General features: G+C 63.9%; 16 protein-coding genes and 1 pseudogene. 6 read left to right on the forward strand and 11 right to left on the reverse strand.

The window, feature by feature from the left end; genetic code table 11:
• Positions 1 to 47: 47 nt before the first annotated feature.
• The 7 genes and pseudogenes from FFS60_RS06605 to FFS60_RS06635 all read right to left on the reverse strand — a co-directional run bounded on the left by FFS60_RS06605 (position 48) and on the right by FFS60_RS06635 (position 6,921).
• Positions 48 to 1,088: a GlxA family transcriptional regulator gene (locus tag FFS60_RS06605; RefSeq protein ID WP_036997504.1), complete on the reverse strand. Its 1,041-nt coding sequence runs from the start codon at positions 1,086 to 1,088 to the stop codon at positions 48 to 50.
• A gap of 228 nt (positions 1,089 to 1,316) precedes the next feature.
• On the reverse strand, positions 1,317 to 1,709 hold the full coding sequence (locus tag FFS60_RS06610; protein ID WP_028629298.1) for a GFA family protein: 393 nt from the start codon (positions 1,707 to 1,709) through the stop codon (positions 1,317 to 1,319).
• 191 nt (positions 1,710 to 1,900) lie between these two features.
• A pseudogene (locus FFS60_RS06615) lies at positions 1,901 to 2,119 on the reverse strand (TerC family protein); the annotation flags it as partial.
• A gap of 152 nt (positions 2,120 to 2,271) precedes the next feature.
• Complete coding sequence (locus FFS60_RS06620; RefSeq protein ID WP_028629297.1) at positions 2,272 to 2,643, reverse strand: RidA family protein; 372 nt, start codon at positions 2,641 to 2,643, stop codon at positions 2,272 to 2,274.
• A 50-nt stretch (positions 2,644 to 2,693) separates the two neighbouring features.
• On the reverse strand, positions 2,694 to 4,244 hold the full coding sequence (locus tag FFS60_RS06625) for a BCCT family transporter (RefSeq protein WP_137821467.1): 1,551 nt from the start codon (positions 4,242 to 4,244) through the stop codon (positions 2,694 to 2,696).
• A 234-nt stretch (positions 4,245 to 4,478) separates the two neighbouring features.
• Positions 4,479 to 5,465 (reverse strand): dipeptidase, encoded by a 987-nt coding sequence (locus FFS60_RS06630; protein ID WP_137821468.1) that lies wholly within the window; start codon positions 5,463 to 5,465, stop codon positions 4,479 to 4,481.
• A 13-nt stretch (positions 5,466 to 5,478) separates the two neighbouring features.
• Entirely contained in the window at positions 5,479 to 6,921 is a 1,443-nt protein-coding gene (locus FFS60_RS06635; protein WP_137821469.1) for an aldehyde dehydrogenase family protein, read from the reverse strand.
• Positions 6,922 to 7,014: 93 nt separating this feature from the next.
• On the opposite strand from FFS60_RS06635, the gene FFS60_RS06640 reads away from it, so the two are divergent.
• From FFS60_RS06640 to FFS60_RS06650, 3 genes are all read left to right on the forward strand, one after another.
• On the forward strand, positions 7,015 to 7,920 hold the full coding sequence (locus tag FFS60_RS06640) for a LysR family transcriptional regulator (RefSeq protein ID WP_137821470.1): 906 nt from the start codon (positions 7,015 to 7,017) through the stop codon (positions 7,918 to 7,920).
• Between the two features lie 189 nt (positions 7,921 to 8,109).
• Positions 8,110 to 9,810: a hypothetical protein gene (locus tag FFS60_RS06645; protein ID WP_218570588.1), complete on the forward strand. Its 1,701-nt coding sequence runs from the start codon at positions 8,110 to 8,112 to the stop codon at positions 9,808 to 9,810.
• A complete protein-coding gene (locus tag FFS60_RS06650) occupies positions 9,810 to 10,553 on the forward strand; it encodes a DUF3726 domain-containing protein (protein ID WP_137821472.1) in 744 nt (247 codons plus the stop codon). The genes FFS60_RS06645 and FFS60_RS06650 overlap by 1 nt, the downstream gene beginning before the upstream one ends.
• 214 nt (positions 10,554 to 10,767) lie before the next feature.
• Here the strand turns inward: FFS60_RS06650 and FFS60_RS06655 are convergent, their stop codons facing one another.
• Complete coding sequence (locus FFS60_RS06655) at positions 10,768 to 11,223, reverse strand: MarR family winged helix-turn-helix transcriptional regulator (RefSeq protein WP_028630172.1); 456 nt, start codon at positions 11,221 to 11,223, stop codon at positions 10,768 to 10,770.
• A gap of 212 nt (positions 11,224 to 11,435) precedes the next feature.
• Between FFS60_RS06655 and FFS60_RS06660 the strand changes: the two genes are divergently transcribed.
• Complete coding sequence (locus FFS60_RS06660; RefSeq protein WP_137821473.1) at positions 11,436 to 12,878, forward strand: SulP family inorganic anion transporter; 1,443 nt, start codon at positions 11,436 to 11,438, stop codon at positions 12,876 to 12,878.
• Between the two features lie 348 nt (positions 12,879 to 13,226).
• Positions 13,227 to 13,562 carry a DUF3703 domain-containing protein gene (locus tag FFS60_RS06665; RefSeq protein ID WP_028630174.1) on the forward strand — a complete coding sequence of 112 codons (336 nt, stop codon included), beginning with the start codon at positions 13,227 to 13,229 and terminating at the stop codon, positions 13,560 to 13,562.
• 250 nt (positions 13,563 to 13,812) lie between these two features.
• On the opposite strand, the gene FFS60_RS06670 is transcribed toward FFS60_RS06665, so the two are convergent.
• Both FFS60_RS06670 and FFS60_RS06675 read right to left on the reverse strand, forming a co-directional pair.
• Positions 13,813 to 14,637, reverse strand: a complete 825-nt coding sequence (locus FFS60_RS06670) for a bifunctional 2-polyprenyl-6-hydroxyphenol methylase/3-demethylubiquinol 3-O-methyltransferase UbiG (RefSeq protein ID WP_137821474.1) — start codon at positions 14,635 to 14,637, stop codon at positions 13,813 to 13,815.
• 62 nt (positions 14,638 to 14,699) lie between these two features.
• Positions 14,700 to 15,440 (reverse strand): sulfite exporter TauE/SafE family protein, encoded by a 741-nt coding sequence (locus tag FFS60_RS06675; RefSeq protein WP_137821475.1) that lies wholly within the window; start codon positions 15,438 to 15,440, stop codon positions 14,700 to 14,702.
• Positions 15,441 to 15,731: 291 nt separating this feature from the next.
• Here FFS60_RS06675 and FFS60_RS06680 point away from each other — a divergent pair, with 291 nt between their 5' ends.
• The gene (locus FFS60_RS06680) at positions 15,732 to 16,193 is read left to right on the forward strand and encodes an Ohr family peroxiredoxin (protein WP_028630177.1); all 462 of its coding nucleotides are present in this window, start codon (positions 15,732 to 15,734) and stop codon (positions 16,191 to 16,193) included.
• Positions 16,194 to 16,295: 102 nt separating this feature from the next.
• Here FFS60_RS06680 and FFS60_RS06685 read toward each other — a convergent pair whose 3' ends face one another.
• Entirely contained in the window at positions 16,296 to 16,814 is a 519-nt protein-coding gene (locus FFS60_RS06685; protein WP_137821476.1) for a thioredoxin family protein, read from the reverse strand.
• Positions 16,815 to 16,877 lie beyond the last annotated feature (63 nt).

Here is a 16,877-nt window from a genome sequence, read left to right on the forward strand (position 1 = left end):
ATGGGCGCGGTACAAGCCCATCCCTCAGCGAGCAACCGTCGTTTTGCTTATCCGACTTTGAACTGAGTGCGGCTGCGAAACTGCCCGGGGGCTATATCGAATTTTTCGCGGAAGCAGCGATGAAAATGCGGGAGCGTGGCGAATCCACTGGCGACCGCTATTTCAATGAGGGATTTGTTGGTGTGCTGCAACAACTGGCGTGCGTGAGTAAGGCGCAACTCCAGGTAGTACCGCGGCGGAGTTGCCTTGACGTAGCGCCGGAAGAGGCGCTCCAGGTGTCGCCTGGAGATGCCCGCATGACGGGCGATTTCGTCGATCTCTATGGGGTCTTCGATATTGCTGTGCATCAGCTCCAACGCGAGCTTGAGGGTTCGCGGCAGGGTCGGGTCGAAGTCGATCGACACCACGGACACATCGACGACTTCCCGCATCTTGTCGCAGCCCAGCACCTCCTCCACAGCATTCAGCAGCTCCTGACCAGCGCTGTGCCCGACCACCTCCAGCATCATGCCCAACGAGCTGTTCGCGCCGGCGCAACTGATCCGCTTGCGGTCGAGTACGTGGGAATGGGTGGTCACCCTCACCTTGGGAAAGAGTTCGGCCATCATTGCCCGCCCGTCAGGGTGGAATGCGCAGTCATGGCCATCCAGCAGCCCCGCCTCGGCAAGGAAGTAACAACCATTCCAGAGCCCTCCAAGCACTGAACCCGCGGCGTCAGCGTGGCGCAGTTTCGCCCGCAGCAGGGGGTCGCTCTCGAGGCGGACACGGAAACCGCCACACACGACGATGATGTCTTGGTGTTTTTCGTCCAGCTCCGACAGGGGGCAATCGGCGGCAATGGCAATCCCGAGGTCGCTCAGCACCAGGTTGCTCTCACCCCCGACCACCTGCACCTCGAACACGGGCGTTGAACTCATCAGGTTGGCGGTAACCAGGGCATCCACGGCGCCGGTAAACGCCATCATCGAAAAATGCTCGCGCAGGACGAAGGACACGCGGCGGACCGACGTCGTCAACCCGGCACGGCTGGCCCTATCCAGATGTGCCAGGTTCTTGCTCTTCAACACACTCTCGAATGACGTTCTCATCTCTCGACTCACAGGCGCTCAGGCGCCACCCGACAAGGCTGCATCGAACAGCAGCGCAAACAGCTTCGCACAGTCCGGGCTGTCAGGCAGTGCCGCAACCGTCTCTGCAATTGCCCTTCGCGACGCATTCCCCACTCGAAGGCGGCGTCCTCGAACATCGGCTCCGATGGCTCGATCAGGGCATACGTCCCGGTCACCTTGCAACGGCGTTTGCGGCGTTCGCGCCACCTACTCCTCGAAGCGACTCGTGGGGTCACGATCGCGGTCGTAGTGCCTCGTGAGAGGGAACGGCGGCAACCAGGACTCGCGACGGACGGTCCAGCTTTCATAGGTTGGTCTTAGTTGGTCGGGGGCATCCAGGGTGCCCAGGTTCACTTCGATCTCGTCTGCGGTGCGGGCGAAAACGGACGAGCCGCAGCGAGGACAGAAATACCGCCCGGCGTAGTCGCGTGTTTCGCCATCGATCGTCACCGCGTCCTGCGGGAACACGGCAGATGCGTGAAACAGGGCGCCATGATGTTTGCGACAGTCGAGGCAGTGACAAAGGCCGACCCGGTAGGGGAGCCCCGAGGCCACAATCCGGACGGCGCCACAAAGGCAACCGCCTGTGAATCGGTCCATGCTGCGTCTCCTCTGCTATCTAGCCGTCGGGATGCTGGCAACGAGCCTCGCCGGGTGCCCATTGAAGCTGTGCCAGCCATTTCCGCTGCTTGTGAAAATAGCAGCCACACCGTTGCAACGAGTGGCTATCGGCCTCGCCTCATCGCCATGGCTGGCTTCGTGACGAGCTTGAACCGCACGGCATTACCCAATCAATCGCCTATCGGGTGGTGTTCATGCAGTTTCACCGGGTCTTCCTTGCGCCCGCGTGCGATACGCATGCGGATGTTCAGCGCCTCCACGGCCAGGGAGAAGGCCATGGCGAAGTAGACGTAGCCTTTCGGCACATGGACTTCGAAGGATTCGGCGATCAGCACGGTACCGACCACCACCAGGAAGGTCAGGGCCAGCATCTTCAGGCTCGGATGCTTTCTGGCCAGGCGGCCCGAAGTGGCGCAGGCGCCGGCCCGCTTGTGGCGGAAAGGCGCTTGCACCCCGCATAGGTAAAGTCGCTGCCGGGCGAATCGGCGAGCGATAGACCGGCCCTTCCGGGATCGCCGGCAAGGGCCAGGACGGGGCCCGATCAGGCCGCCGCGTAAACCACCAGTTCCACCAGCATCTCCTCGCGAGCAAGGCCCGCCACGACCACGGCAGCGCGGTTCGGGTAGGGGGCGGCGAAGTATTCGGCGTAGACCGCATTCACCGTGGCCAGGTAGCTGCGGTCAGTGACGTAGATGAGCACCTGGGTCACCGCGTCCAGGCCCAGCCCGGCGCAATCCAGGGTGTGCTTGAGGTTGTCCAGGGTCTGCCGCGCCTGCGCCTCGATGCCCCCTTCCACCACACGCCCTTCGACATCGATGGGGATCTGCGCCGTGTACAAGGTCCCGTTACCGATCACGGCCCACTCCAGCGGGGCCTTGGACGGGTACAAACGGGTGCTGACTGCCTGTTTCATTGAACTCTCCAGGGGGAAGAAAAAAGGGAGGGACAAGCCCTCCCAAGGGACTAGACCTGCTGCTCGCGCGCCAGACGGCGGGCGATCTGTGGGGCGTTCCAGAGCGCGGGGAGGATCAGCAGGGACACCGGCACGGCGGTGATGACGATGAAGGATTGCAACGCCGTGACCCCACCCGAGCCGATGGTGATCAGCACCACCGCAGCCAGCCCCATGCCGATGCACCAGAAGGCGCGCAGCCACTTCTTCGGCGAGTCGTTGCCGGACATCGCCATGGCCACGGTGTAGGCCATGGCATCGCCGTTGGTAGCCACCGAGATGAAGCTGAGGAACAGGAACAGCGCCGACACCAGCCCCGCCAGCGGGAGGCTCTGGGTCACGCCCAGCAACATGGCCTCGGGCTGGGTGCCGTGGGCGGTGACGGTGCCGGGGTTTTGCAGCTCCAGGCCGATGCCGGTGCCGCCGACCACGGTGAACCAGAACATGGTGACCAGCGGCGCGATGATCGACAGGGTCATGATGATCTGGCGAATGCTGCGGCCCCGGGAAATCTTGGCCACGTACAGGCCCATCATGGGTGCATAGCCGATGAACCAGCCCCAGTAGAACACCGTCCACCAGTCGAGCCACTTCGGATCGGCGCGGTACAGGGTCATCGGCAGGAAGTTTTCCAGTTGCATGCCGAACGCCACGGGGAAGCCCGAAAGGATGAACAGGGTCGGGCCGGCCACGATCATGAACAGTGCCAGGCCGATCATCAGCCAGACGTTGATCTCGCTGACGAAACGGATGCCGTTCAGGCCCACCAGGCAGGAGGTGGTGTACATGGCCGTCACCAGGATGATGGTGATGGACTGGGTCAGCAGGTCATTGGGCAGGCCCCAGACGGCTTGCAGTGCATTGCTGATCTGCAGGCCGAGGAAGCCGATCGGGCCAATGGTGCCGGCAACGACCGCGATGATCGAGGCGGCATCGGCGAGGTTGCCGATGGGTCCCTTGAGTGCGCGCTCGCCCAGCAGCGGATACAGCAGCGTGCGCGGCGCCAGCGGTAGGCCCTTGTCGTAGTGCAGGTGCATCAGCACGATCGCCAGCAGGCTGCCGAGCACCGCCCAGGCGAGGAAGCCCCAGTGCACGAAGGACTGGGCCAGGGCCAAGTGGCCGGCCTGCTCGGTGTTCGGCTGCACACCGGCGAACAGCGGCGGCGGACTGGCGAAGTGCATCAGCGGTTCGGCAGCCGCCCAGAAGGCGCCGCCACCGGCCAGCAGTGCACACATGATCACAGCGATCCAGTTGAAGGTGCTGGTTTCCGGCTTCCGGTCGACGCCACCCAGGCGCACCCGGCCGCACTTGCTGAAGCAGATGCCCAGGCTAACCAGGAAGGTCGCCAGCATCAGTACCTGCCAGTAGAGTCCGAAGACTTTCGTCGACCAGGCGAACAGCGTGTTGACCAGCGCCGAGACGGCGTCGATGTCCACCAGCGCCGCCACCAGGAAACTGAGCAGGAAGCCACCGCTGATGACGAACAGCGGCCAGTCGATGCCTTGCAGTGCCGGGGGCTTCATCGGCGTGCTGCCTATGGTCTGGGTCGGGAACACTTTCATGATGCCTCCAGGTTGTAGCTTAGGCCCCGCCGGCATGCGGCACGCGCGGGGCGAATGACCAGGGGTTCGAAACGACGAGGGTCGTTCGTCAACGCAAGGGGCGCATGTCGCGCGCGCCCCCTGGAGGCAGCGGGTGATGGTGGTGTGCGGGTGGGCACAGGCCAGCTCCACGGCGGGAGTTGGACGAGGCTCTGTTCTTGTTTTTGTTCATGGCGTCCTCACGGGGTGGGTAGATCAGTTCTGCGGCGCGGTGCCGCGTTCCAGAAGGTTCAGCCAGTTCAGGCCCATGATTTTGCGCACCTCGTCCTCGGCGAAGCCGCGTTGGCGCAGGCCCTGGGCGATGACGGGGAAGTCGCGGCTGTCACGGAACCAGTGCAACGGGGCCGGCCAGTCGGCGTTGTCCGCCGAGCCTTCGCCGTAGTCCTTGGCCTTGCTCCAACGGCCATTGCGCATCCACTCCAGCACTTGCAATGGCTGCTGCTGGCAGAGGTCGGTACCGATGCCGATGTGGTCGATGCCCATCAGGTCGGCGGTGCGCGCGACCATGTCGCAGAACTCGTCGAGCTGGCAGGCCGAACCGCCGCGCAAGTGGAAGGGATAGGTGCTGAAACCGAGCAGCCCACCGGACTCGGCAATACCACGCAGCACCGCATCGGACTTGTTGCGCTTGGCTGCATGGAAGCTGGTGGGGTTGGCGTGGGAGATGATCACCGGCCGGCTCGACAGCTCAATGGCTTCCAGGGTGCTGCGCTCGGCGCTGTGGGACATGTCGATGAGCATGCCGACGCGGTTCATCTCTTCGATCACCTGGCGGCCGAAGCGGCTGATGCCATTGTCCTCGCGCTCGTAGCAGCCGGACGCCAGCAGGCTCTGGTTGTTGTAGGTCAGTTGCATGATGAAGACGCCGAGCTGGCGGAAGACTTCCACCAGGTCGATGTCGTCCTCGATGGGCGAGCAGTTCTGGAAGCCGAAGAAGATCCCCACCCGTCCTTCCTGCTGTGCCAGGCGGATGTCCGAGGCCTGGCGCACGGGGCGGATCAGCTCGGGAAAGGCCTCGAAGCGGCGGTTCCACTCGCCGATGCGCGACAGCGTCTCGCGGGCGGTTTCGTGGTAGGCGATGGTGGCGTGGACGGCGCTCAGGCCACCTTCCTGCATCTGCCGGAACAGCTCAGGGCTCCAGTTGGAATACTGCAGGCCGTCGATCATCAGAAGCTCTTGCATGGCGCTCTCTCCCTCAGGGACGCACGTAGACGGTCTTGACCACCGTGTAGAAGTCGCGGGCGTATTGCCCCTGCTCGCGCGGGCCGAAACTGGAATCCTTGCGGCCACCGAAAGGCACGTGATAGTCGGTGCCGGCGGTGGGCAGGTTGACCATCACGCAGCCGGTATTGGCCCGGCGCTTGAAGTCGCTGGCGTATTTCAGCGACTGGGTCATGATCCCGGCGGTCAGGCCGAAGCGCGTGTCGTTGAGGATGGCCAGGGCCTCTTCGTAGTCCTTCGCCTTGATGACGCAAGCGATGGGCCCGAATACCTCGTCGCGGTTGATACGCATGTCGTTGCGGGTGTCGACGAAGAGCGCCGGGCGCATGTAGAAGCCCTCGTGCTCCTCGGCGATGCGCTCGCCGCCGCAGACCAGGCGCGCGCCTTCGGCCTTGGCGTCTTCGATGTAACGCAGGTTCTGCGTCAGCTGACGTTCGTCGATCACCGGGCCGATCTGCACGCCCTCGTGCAGCGGATGGCCGACCTTGAGCTGTTTGATTCGCTCGATCAGCGCCTCGACGAAGCGGTCGTGAATGCCCTCGGTGACGATCAGGCGGGACGACGCCGTGCACTTCTGGCCGGTGCCGAAGAAGGCGCCGTTCACCGCGCACTCCACCGCCAGCGCCAGGTCCGCGTCGTCGAGCACCACCAGGGCGTTCTTGCTGCCCATTTCCAGTTGGCAACGGACGAAGTTGGCGGCCGTTGCGGCGGCGACCCGGCGCCCGGTTTCAACCGAGCCGGTGAAGCTCAGGGCATTGATGCCGCTGGAGTGGATCAAGCGCTCGCCGACTTCGGCACCGCTGCCCATCACCAGGTTGAAGGTGCCCGCGGGGAGGGCCTGCCGGGAAATGATCTCGGTCAGCGCCCAGGCGCTCGCCGGCACGGCATTGGCCGGTTTGAACACCACGGCGTTGCCGAAGGCCAGGGCCGGGGCGATCTTCCAGGCGGCGGTGGCCATCGGGAAGTTCCAGGGGGTGATGATGGCGACTACGCCGACCGGCTCGCGACGGACTTCGATTTCCACGCCGGGGCGCACCGAATCGGCCGTCTCGCCCATCTGCCGCAGGACTTCGGCAGCGTAGTAGTGGAAGAACTGCCCGGAGCGGTAGACCTCGCCAATTCCCTCGGCCAGAGTCTTGCCCTCTTCCCGCGACAGTTGCTCGCCGAGTTCCGCCTTGCGGGCGATAAGTTCGTTGCCGATGGCCATGAGCACCTGGTAGCGCTCCTCCAGGCCACTGCGGGCCCAGATGGCCTGGCCGGCTGTGGCGGCGGCAAGCGCCTGATCCACCTGAGCGGCATCGGCCTGGGTGTAATGGCCTATCACGTCGTCGACGTTGGCGGGGCTGCGGTTGGCAACACTCGCGGCACCTTCGACCCAGGCGCCACCGATGTAGTTGTTGAAGATCTTGCTGGGCATGTGCACCTCCGTTCTCGCTTTGAGCGCATGGTAGGTGCCGTCTCAGATAAACTAAAATTAGTTGTGAATATTGATTGATAAGGAAAACTTACCATGCTGCCGGACCTGAAGATCGTGCAGTTGCGCCATTTCGTCTGGGTCGCCGAGCTGCAGGGCTTCCACGCCGCGGCTGAACGGGCGCACCGCACCCAGCCGGCGATTTCGCTGTCCATCCGCGACCTGGAGGGCAAGTTGGGCCAGGCCGTGTTCGAGAAGCGCAATGCGCGGGTCACCAAGCCCGAGCTGACCCCCTTCGGCGTGCAGTTCCTGGCTTATGCCAAGGAGCTGATCGAGCACCACGACCGCGTGGTGCGCGACATGAGCCTGATCGCCCAGTACAAGTCCGGGCACCTGCGCATCGCCTCAGTGCCCTCCATCGCCAGCCGCCTGCTGCCGGATATCCTCACGCGCTTCATTGGTGATGCCACCGACCTGCACGTCAGCCTGTTCGACGATAACTCCGAGGCGGTGCTGAACATGGTGGAGAACCAGCAGGTGGACTTCGGCATCTCCAGCCTATGGGAAGCGGAGAGCGACATCCGCTTCATTCCCATCTGGGAAGACAGCATCGGCGTGGTCTGCCACCAGAACCACCCGCTGGCCGGCGAAGCGCAGCTCGGCTGGCAGCAACTGCGCGGAGAGCGCCTGATCGCCAACGGCACCTCGCGCCTGCTGGCCGGCACCCGCGCCGAGGAGCTGGTCAGCGACTCGCAGTTCTATATCTCCAACATGATTTCCCTGCTGGCCATGATCGAGGCCGGCATGGGCATCACCACCCTGCCCCGCTTCGCCTTCCCGGCCGAGCCCGGCCAGTTGCGCTTCATTCCCCTGGCCGACCCGCTGGTGACCCGCGACATCGGCATCGTGCGCCAGGCCAACCGTTCCCTGCCGGTGGCCGCCCAGGCCCTGTTCGAGTTCATCCTGCGCGACAACGAACTGGACCCGGAGGAATGGCGATAACCCGACTGATCGACGAAGCCATTTGAATAAGGCTTCCTTATCAAACGATAGGGCGATCTGAATTGCTCCGCGGGGCCTGCTGTCCCACCATCGGCGGCAGATCAATAACAAGCCGCCGCCCGAAAGCCAGCAGGCAACGGTGCGCGGTGAACGCCAGTTGAGGGCCCCAGAATGAGCACCCCTTCGATCATGGAATCCAGCCTGCCCGAGGCCGCGACTCCGTACATGCGACCTGCCCACCTGGTCATGGACCTGGAGCGGCTCGGCAGCCTGCACCAGAGCCGCCTGAGCTTCATGCGCAGCCTGGTCCGCCGGATCATGCGCGAGCAATGGCAGATCGAGGCGCCGCGCTTCGAACTGGATGCCGACGGCTATGGCACGGTGATCTACCGCATCCGTACCCGCGGCGACCTGTTCAGCTTCGTACTCTTCTCCCAGTACCTGGCGCCGGAAAAGCGCAACGACCGGGTCATCGCCAGCGAATGGGACCTGACCATGGCGCTCTGCGAAGGCGAGGTGGACGAGGCCTATGTCGACTACCTGCGCCAGAACGTGCCGCTGCAGGAAGCGGGCCGGCTCGACGCCAAGGTGATGGTGCTGTCCCGCGCCAACCGCAGCGTGCGCAACTTCGACAGCGTGGTGGAGGCCCTGAGCCAGGGGCGCCAGCCCGATGTGGCGCAGATCGCCCGGGTCGGCTACCTCTACCGCACCACCGCCGTCTATGGCAGCGGCAAGCTGGGCATGGCCGACTGGGAAAAAGTCAGCCGCAAGCACCCGGATTTCGCCCGCCCGTTTGCCGCCGAAATGTTCACCTGTTTCATGCTGCGCAACTTCAGCCTGCAGCAGGCCGAACACATTGCCCGGCGCCGCTCACCGGAAACCGCCGCGCCTTTCGCCCCGGCCCTCAAGCGCTACTTCGGCATCGGCAATTCCACCGGCCTTGGCATGGCGCCCTACCTGATCAACCACCCGCAACTGATCAGCCGCTGGATCGAAATGCGCGAACTGGCGCTAGCGCGCATCCTTGCCGGCGCCCCAACGGCCGCGCAACTGGCCCGACTGCCACAACTGCTTGAACGTGCCATCCGCCATCTCGAGCAAACCTTTACCGAAGACGAATGGCAGACCGGCCACAACCAGCGCGTCCTGGCTGACCTGCTGGCCCTGCGCACCGGGCTCGACCTGCAACCGCTGCAGGCCTGGCAGTCCCTGCAGGACTGGGCCCACAAGCGCGCCAGCCTGCAAGGGCAGGAGCTGATCAACTGCATCCTCCTGGAACTGCACCCGGAACTGGTAGACGAACTGGAAGACCGTCTCGCCCTGCCCGAGCAACTGGAACTGAACGCGGAAATGTCCGCCAGCCGGCTGAAAGAACTGATCGAGACGAGTTACGACTGGGCCCTGGCAATCGACTTCAGCGCGGAGGGTGCCCAGGAAACCTTCTGGTACCGCTCCGAAGAAAAGCAGGAGCCGCGACTCGGCAGTTGCAGCCTCGATGAAGGTCGGGACAAGCAGATGCCCCTCGGCATCGGCTACCTGGTGCAGCAGTGCCACCAACGCCTCTCCGAGTACCTGGCGCAAAACCCCGCCCACAAGGTCGCCCATTTCCTGCTCCGTCATCCGGAGCAACGCGGCATCGTCCGCCGTATCCAGACCATGGCCCGCACCCACTACGGCGAGATCCGCGCCAACCTGCTGGACCGTGACGTGCTGCCCATGCACCTGCTGCGCTGCAAGCTGTCGTTCTTCGGGGTGAGCAAGTTCGACCCGCGTTCGCGCCTGTGGGTACGCAACACCATGTTCCAGGGCGCGCCCCTGCTGGAGGACATCGGCCAGCCCTTCGACGATGACTGGTTCCTGCCGCTCGCCCCTACCCAGGAGAACGCTTGATGCTGATTTCCGCCAATGAACTCAAGGCCCTGCTCAAGCGCGTGTTCGAGGGCATGGGCTATGCCCTGGGCACCTACGAAGACGCAGCGGCCCTGGTGGGCTGGCTGCACCTGCACGGCGAAGATGGCCTGGGCGAACTGGAGCGGGCGCTGGACCTGGTAGCCGACCGCGAACGTCCAATGGCCGAACTCATCGCCGAAGGACCGGCCACGCTCACCGTCGAGTGTCATGGCCGTAGCGCTCTCAACTGCTTGCCGGCACTACTGGAACTGGCCAGCGTCCAGGCCCTGGAGCAGGGACTGGTGCGCGTCGACTTCCTTCACTGCCACAACCGCAAGTTCGTCCTTGGACTGCTGACAGCGTGCGCGCGGCAGGGCCTGTGGGCACAGGCCTCCTGGGATAACGGCCACGGGCCAGTCCAGCGGCATGTGGCGTGGATCGACGCCGGCGATGCAAACCCGACCTACCAGACGTACCAACTCGCAGCTGACGCGCCCCTGGCGCAACGGCAGTCACTGAGCCTGACGCTTGGTATCCCGGGCGACCCGCAGCGCCTGACCGAGCCCGCCCCTGCCCGGTACGACCGATGCGTCTCCCCGACGGAGTTCGCCCTGGCCGGTGAGCAGGCCCTGGAGAACGGCATGGAGGTTTCCCCCGCCCTGTGGCAACGCCTCAACCGGTTGGCCGAGGCCGTACTGGTGGAGAACTCCGAGCGCTCGCGCAGCGGTGCCGGCGGACGCTGAGCACCAAGAGGAAAACCGGCCCGGACACCCATGGCACGCGTGGTGGTCCGGGTCGTGCTGGCAACTGCCGAGTGCCGAGCCTAGTCAGCGGGTATTCATCGCACATCGACGAGCCCTATCCGCTTCGGGCCTGAAGCGCACGTCAAGCGACTCGCCGGTTCGCCATTGGGGTATCCGACGGCGTTGTTGAGCAGTCCCGCGCGCGGGCACGGGCCTACTTGACGCTTTTGATGAGATTGTCGCGTAGCGCCACGATCGCCTTCTGGATCTGCTCGAACGCTTCCGGCTCCAGGCCGGTCGCCTGGCTGAGGCTCCCTTCCAGTCCTTTCTCACGCAGTGCTCGACCCTGGCTCGTCAAACTGAGTCGCACTTGACGTTCGTCCTCAGGATCTCGCTGCCGCTGAACGAGCCCCATTGCCTCCAGCTTCTTCAGGATGGGCGTGAGCGTGTTCGATTCGAGAAACAGCTTTTCACCCAGTCCGCCAACGGTCTGATTGTCTTGCTCCCACAGCGCTACGATGGTGATGAACTGCGTGTAGGTGAGCCCAAGCTGCTCGAGAACGGGTTTGTAAGCCTTTCCGAAAGCCAGGTTCGCGGAGTAGACCGCAAAGCACAGAAAGTCGGAGAGTGGTGCGGGCTTTGCGGATGCCGCCTTGTTGCTGGGTTTCATAGGCTTCTCCCTGGGACGATGGCCATTGCCCGGAAGGAGCAGGCCATAAATCGCATACGATAATATCGGAACAACACCAACTCAATACCACACTGAGAGAACGCCCCGAGTACCTGATCGCTGGTCGGATGGTCCCTGTTTCCGTAACATTCGCCCCCCTATTTTTGTCATCCCTCGCGACCGCACCCGCCGGTCCACAGCTCAGGTACACCATGAAACCAGCCCGTCTGCGCGCCGATGTCCTGGCCGGACTCACCACGTCGTTCGCCCTCGTTCCCGAATGCATCGCTTTCGCCCTGGTCGCCCACCTTAACCCGCTGATGGGCCTGTACGGCGCCTTCATCATTTGCACCCTGACTGCGCTGTTTGGCGGTCGACCCGGGATGGTGTCCGGTGCGGCGGGGTCGATGGCGGTGGTGATCGTCGCGCTGGTGGTGGAACACGGCGTGCAGTACCTCTTGGCCACCGTTTTGCTGGGCGGGGTGATCATGATCGCGTTCGGGGCATTGCGCCTCGGCAAGCTGGTACGCATGGTGCCCTACCCGGTGATGCTCGGTTTCGTGAATGGCCTGGCGATCATCATCGCGCTGGCCCAGCTGGAGCATTTCAAGACGGGGGAAGACTGGCTGGGCGGCATTCCGCTGTACCTGATGCTGGGGCTGGTGGCACTGACCATGGCCATCGTCTACCTGCTGCCGCGCCTGACCCGCGCCGTGCCGCCCGCGCTTGTGGCGATCCTTAGCGTCGGCCTTCTGGTCTACCTGCTCGGCCTGCCGACCCGCACCCTCGGCGACATGGCGCACATTGCTGGCGGCCTGCCCACGCTGGCCCTGCCGCAGGTGCCCTGGGACCTGGAAACCCTCAAGGTCATTGCGCCTTACGCCGTGCTGATGGCACTGGTGGGCCTGCTGGAAACCCTGCTGACCCTGAACCTCACCGACGAGATCACCGAGAGCCGCGGCTACCCGGACCGTGAGTGCGTGGCCCTGGGTGCGGCCAACATCGTCTCCGGCGCGTTCGGTGGCATGGGCGGTTGCGCCATGATCGGCCAGACAGTGATCAACCTCAGCTCCGGCGGCCGTGGCCGGCTCTCGGGGGTGATCGCCGGGGTGATGATCCTGCTGTTCGTGCTGTTCCTCTCGCCGCTGATCGAGCGCATTCCGCTGGCAGCACTGGTGGGCGTGATGTTCGTGGTGGCCCAGCAGACCTTCGCCTGGGGCTCGCTGCGGGTGGCGGGCAAGGTGCCACTGAACGACGTGCTGGTGATCGGCGCCGTGACCGTCATTACCGTCTTCACCGACCTGGCCACTGCCGTTCTTTGCGGCATCGTCATCGCCGCCTTGAACTTCGCCTGGCACCACGCCCGTGAACTCTATGCCGACAGCCACGTCGAAGCCGACGGCAGCAAGCTCTACCAGCTTCACGGCACGCTGTTCTTCGCGTCCACCACTCCCTTCCTCAACCAGTTCGACCCCGCCGACGACCCGCACCAGGTGACCCTGGACTGCCGCCATCTCAGCTTCGTCGATTACTCGGCCATCGCCGCGCTGAAGACCCTGCGCGAACGCTATGCCAAGGCCGGCAAACACCTGCGCGTCATACACCTGTCCGAGCGCTGCAAGAAGCTGCTCAAGCGAGCGGGGGAGCAGCACTAGCCACCCCTCGTCCGAAGGGCTGGCGGGATCAGGGGCGTTCGAGGGGATTCTCGCGCGGTTCACGGGCCGGTGGATCACCACGCACGGGGGAAACGGACGGGCATCAGTGTGAGAGGCTGACGGTGAACTATGCGCGACGGGCTTGAGGAACGAACGACCGCGGATTGAACCAGGCCGTGCCCCCATATCGGCCGCAATTTGATGGGTATCGTGGCCTCCACCCATCCTACGATTGCATCCCGCCACGGTGCGCAGTTCACGCCGTCCTCCCGTCCCGCTGAAGGTCACTTGACCCTGAAGTAACTACAGGGTGTTCACTGCCGTCACCTCCCCTTGCAGGAACACCCCATGAAAACCGAACTTCACATCGCCATCGAACAGGCCTTCCAGCAGGCCTGCGACGCCCTCGCCGCCCAAGATCCGCAACGCGCCTACCCCTGGCTGGAACGCGCCCACATCCTCAGCCAACGCCTGCCGTTGCTGCATACCCGCAGCCACTGGCTGATGCTGAAGGCCGGCTGGCAGCAGGGCGATTTTCGCGAGGTGATTGGCCAGGCCTTCCGCATGCCCGCCGCCCTGCTCTTCTCGCGAATCTGGGTCCCCCTGGGTAACACCGGCCGGGCCAGAGTCAGCGCCTTCAAGCCGATGCCAATGTCCGAGGAGCTGCGCCAACTCCTGGGCTGAACCGGCTCAGTCAGGCTCGGGTGCGATGTGACGCGCCAACTGAACGCCTGATGACTGGGGGAATATCAATCGCAGGGCTCCGACGGAATACCGACGCACGTTTTCCTGACATCGACTACCGTAAAACTGTCCCCTTGCAGAGGACAATTGAAGTCGCCACGGTCGCCACCTCCCCCGTAAGTTGACCGCACCGTGGCGGCCTTTTTTTGCCTGTTTTCCTTGTGGGGGCGAACTCAACGGCACGCCTGCCCTACCCTCGCTTAACCGCCTGCAGGGTGTAGCTCAGTGGCAACCGCCAACGGTCCCGCTCCAGCCGCCACTCGCCCGCCTCGTCCAGCACCATTCGGCCGGGCAGTGCTTCCCAGGGAATGCTGTCGTGCTCTTCCAGGGCGGTGAGCTGCAGGCCATGCCGCAGCAGCGCTGTAACCACCTCGCCCAGGCCATGGTTCCATTCATAGGACCGGGTCGCGGTCAGTCTGGCGTCGGTTTCCACGTAGGTGCTGTCGTCGTCCCATTCCATGGGCTCGGTCCGTTCGAAATAGGGGTACTCGATGACCAGCCCGTCTTCCCGCGCCTCGTTTACCGCACAAAGCATCGGGTGCCCTTCACGCATGAACAACCGACCGCCCGGTTTGAGCAAGGCAGACACCACACGCGCCCACTCGTCGATGCGCGGCAGCCAGTTGATCGCGCCGATGCCGGTGTAGACGAGATCGAACGTACCCGCCGGCAGCACCTGGTCGGCTGCGTAGACGTCGGATTCGACGAAGCCGATTTCCTTCCCGCAGCGACACGCCAGCAAGCGCGCCTGCTCAAGGGAGGCTGGGGAGAAATCGAGGCCGCTCATCCGTGCGCCCAAGCGGGCAAGGGACAGCGTGTCGGTGCCGATATGACACTGCAGATGCACACCGTTCTGGCCGGTGATATCGCCCAGTCGCGGCAGGTCGAAGCGCACCACATCCGACAGGTAACCCGGATCGCTGGCAAACGCCTCGGCGGCATAGTCACGGGACGCGGCATGCAGGGGGGCACGCTCGTCCCAGTTGACCTTGTTCAGTTCGAGGTAATCACTCATGAGGCAAGACTCCGTTCTTCCCTGGAAAAGAGCGGAACGCTACCCCTGCACCGTGCAACCGTCTACCAGTTCTGCACGAACAGCTGGATGCCTGTCAGCAGCAACCCCGCCCAGGCGATGCGATAGAACCAGGTGTGATTCACCCGCCCCTGCAACCAGATACCCAGCCACACCCCGACCACCACGATGGGCGCCAGGGCGAGACTTGCGGTCAGGCTGGTGGTGGTGAACTGCCCAAGCAGCGCATAGGGCACCAGCTTGATGGCATTGGTCAGCAGGAAGAAGCAATTCACCGTGGCGACGTAGCGCACCTTGTCCATCTGCTGCGGCAACAGATACATCATGATCGGCGGACCACCCGCATGGGCGACGAAACTGGTGAAGCCTGCGATGCCCGACAGCAAAGTGCCCTTGGCCACCTTCGGTGCACTGGGCGCCTGGGCCGCGGCAGCGTTCAGCACGTTGAGCAGGAAGAAGACGATGGCGATGCCGCCGATCATCAGACCGATGAGCCGCTCACTGAGCAGACCGAAGCTCAGGGTGCCCACCAGCACACCGAGCAATGCGCCAGGGAGCATGATCTTCAGGTTGCGCGGGTCCCATTTGCCGTAGAAGCGGCGCAGACCGGTGATATCCGCCATACAGAGAATCGGCAGCATGATCGCCGCCGCCTGGGTGGGCGGCATCATCAGGGCCAGCAGCGGCACCGCAATGCCCCCCAGAGCGCCGCCGAACCCTCCTTTGGAAATGCCGGTCAGCAGGACGGCGGGAATGCCCAGTAGAAACAACTCGGCGAATGACATCGGTGGACAGCCTGTTCAGGTGGACAAACGGACGGGGCGCCATTATGGCGGGCTTTTCGTCGAGTGCCTCCGTCCTGGGGCCCCGAAACGGGCGGTCAGCGAACACCCCGGCCCAACTGACTCTTCGACGTAAGGGCAACCGTTCGTCCAGAAGCAGGCACCCCCCCTATTGACGCCATTTTGTTTGTGCGCAAACATTTCTACATCGCATACGATTTAATCGAATGCGACCACAAGGCAAAACCACCACCCGGCAACCGCTCAAGCACACGAAGCAATGAGGAACTCCCCATGACCACCAAGATCGAAAAAGTCCTTTTCACTGGCAAGACCCACACCACCGTAGCCCACCGCGAAGGCGCGTCACGTAATGACCACGGCCGCCTCGACATCAAACTGTCGGCCCCCCGTGGCGGCAGCGCGAACTCGGAACTCCAGTTCGACGCAACCCTGCCCCACCCCACTGCCGAGCAACTGTTCGCCGGTGCGTGGTCGGCCTGCTACATCGCCGCTATCGGGCTCGTGGCCCAGCAGCGCAAAGTGGTGCTGCCGAAGGACCTGGCCGTCGAGATCGAAGTAGACCTGGGCATGACCGGTAACGCTTATTTCATCCAGGCTCGTTTCAACGTCAGTTTCCCGGGCGTACCGCACGAAGTCGCCGAGGCAATCGCCAAGGAAGCCCACGAGATCTGCCCGTACTCCAAAGCCACCCACGGCAACATCGACGTCGCACTGAATGTGATCGCCGATTGATGCACCGCTCGCCTAGTGCATCGCGAGCTACATAAAAGCCGCCCCGGCCTGAAAGCCGGGGCGGCTTTTTTGTTCGCGTGACACGGTTGGCGTTGCCCGGGGCTAATTGCCCGCACGCCCCTCAGCCGCCTCGAATATCGCCAAGAGATCCAGCGCCGTGCTTTCCAGGTACTTCCCGGCCCGATAGTCCGGCTTCATGGCATCGCCACCGGCGATCACATCCTGCGGCCGTTCAATGAAACGGCCAACCAGCGTGAAGCGTTCGTCCAGCACCGCCACGAGGGGGATCTGAATGCGTTCCAGCCCAAGGCGCTCCTGCAAATCGTCCTCCGCGCGCCCCTTGGAGATCACGACCAGATCGACGCGCGGCTGCAGGCGATGCAGGAAATCCATGACCGTGACGTTGATCTGGCAGTCCGGGCACCACATCTCACCCACCACCAGCAGGTGGTAGCGGCCCTGCACGGCCTGCAGGCGCTGCCGGGTTGCTTCGCTGAGCGCGCCGGGTTCGGCCAGTTTGCGCTGCACCGCCTGCACGGCGGCGATTTCTGCCGGCAGACCGCGGCCGACGAACGCGTCAAAGCGTTCACCGATGGCAAAGAGTTGCTCAAAGGAGGCCATGGGGGGGTTCCTCAACTACAGAAATAAAGGTGGCATCCCAGCAGAAATACCGGGGCACGGCAA

Origin of the sequence: Pseudomonas sp. D(2018) (assembly GCF_005502555.1) — a bacterium.
Taxonomy (GTDB): Bacteria; Pseudomonadota; Gammaproteobacteria; order Pseudomonadales; family Pseudomonadaceae; genus Metapseudomonas; species Metapseudomonas resinovorans.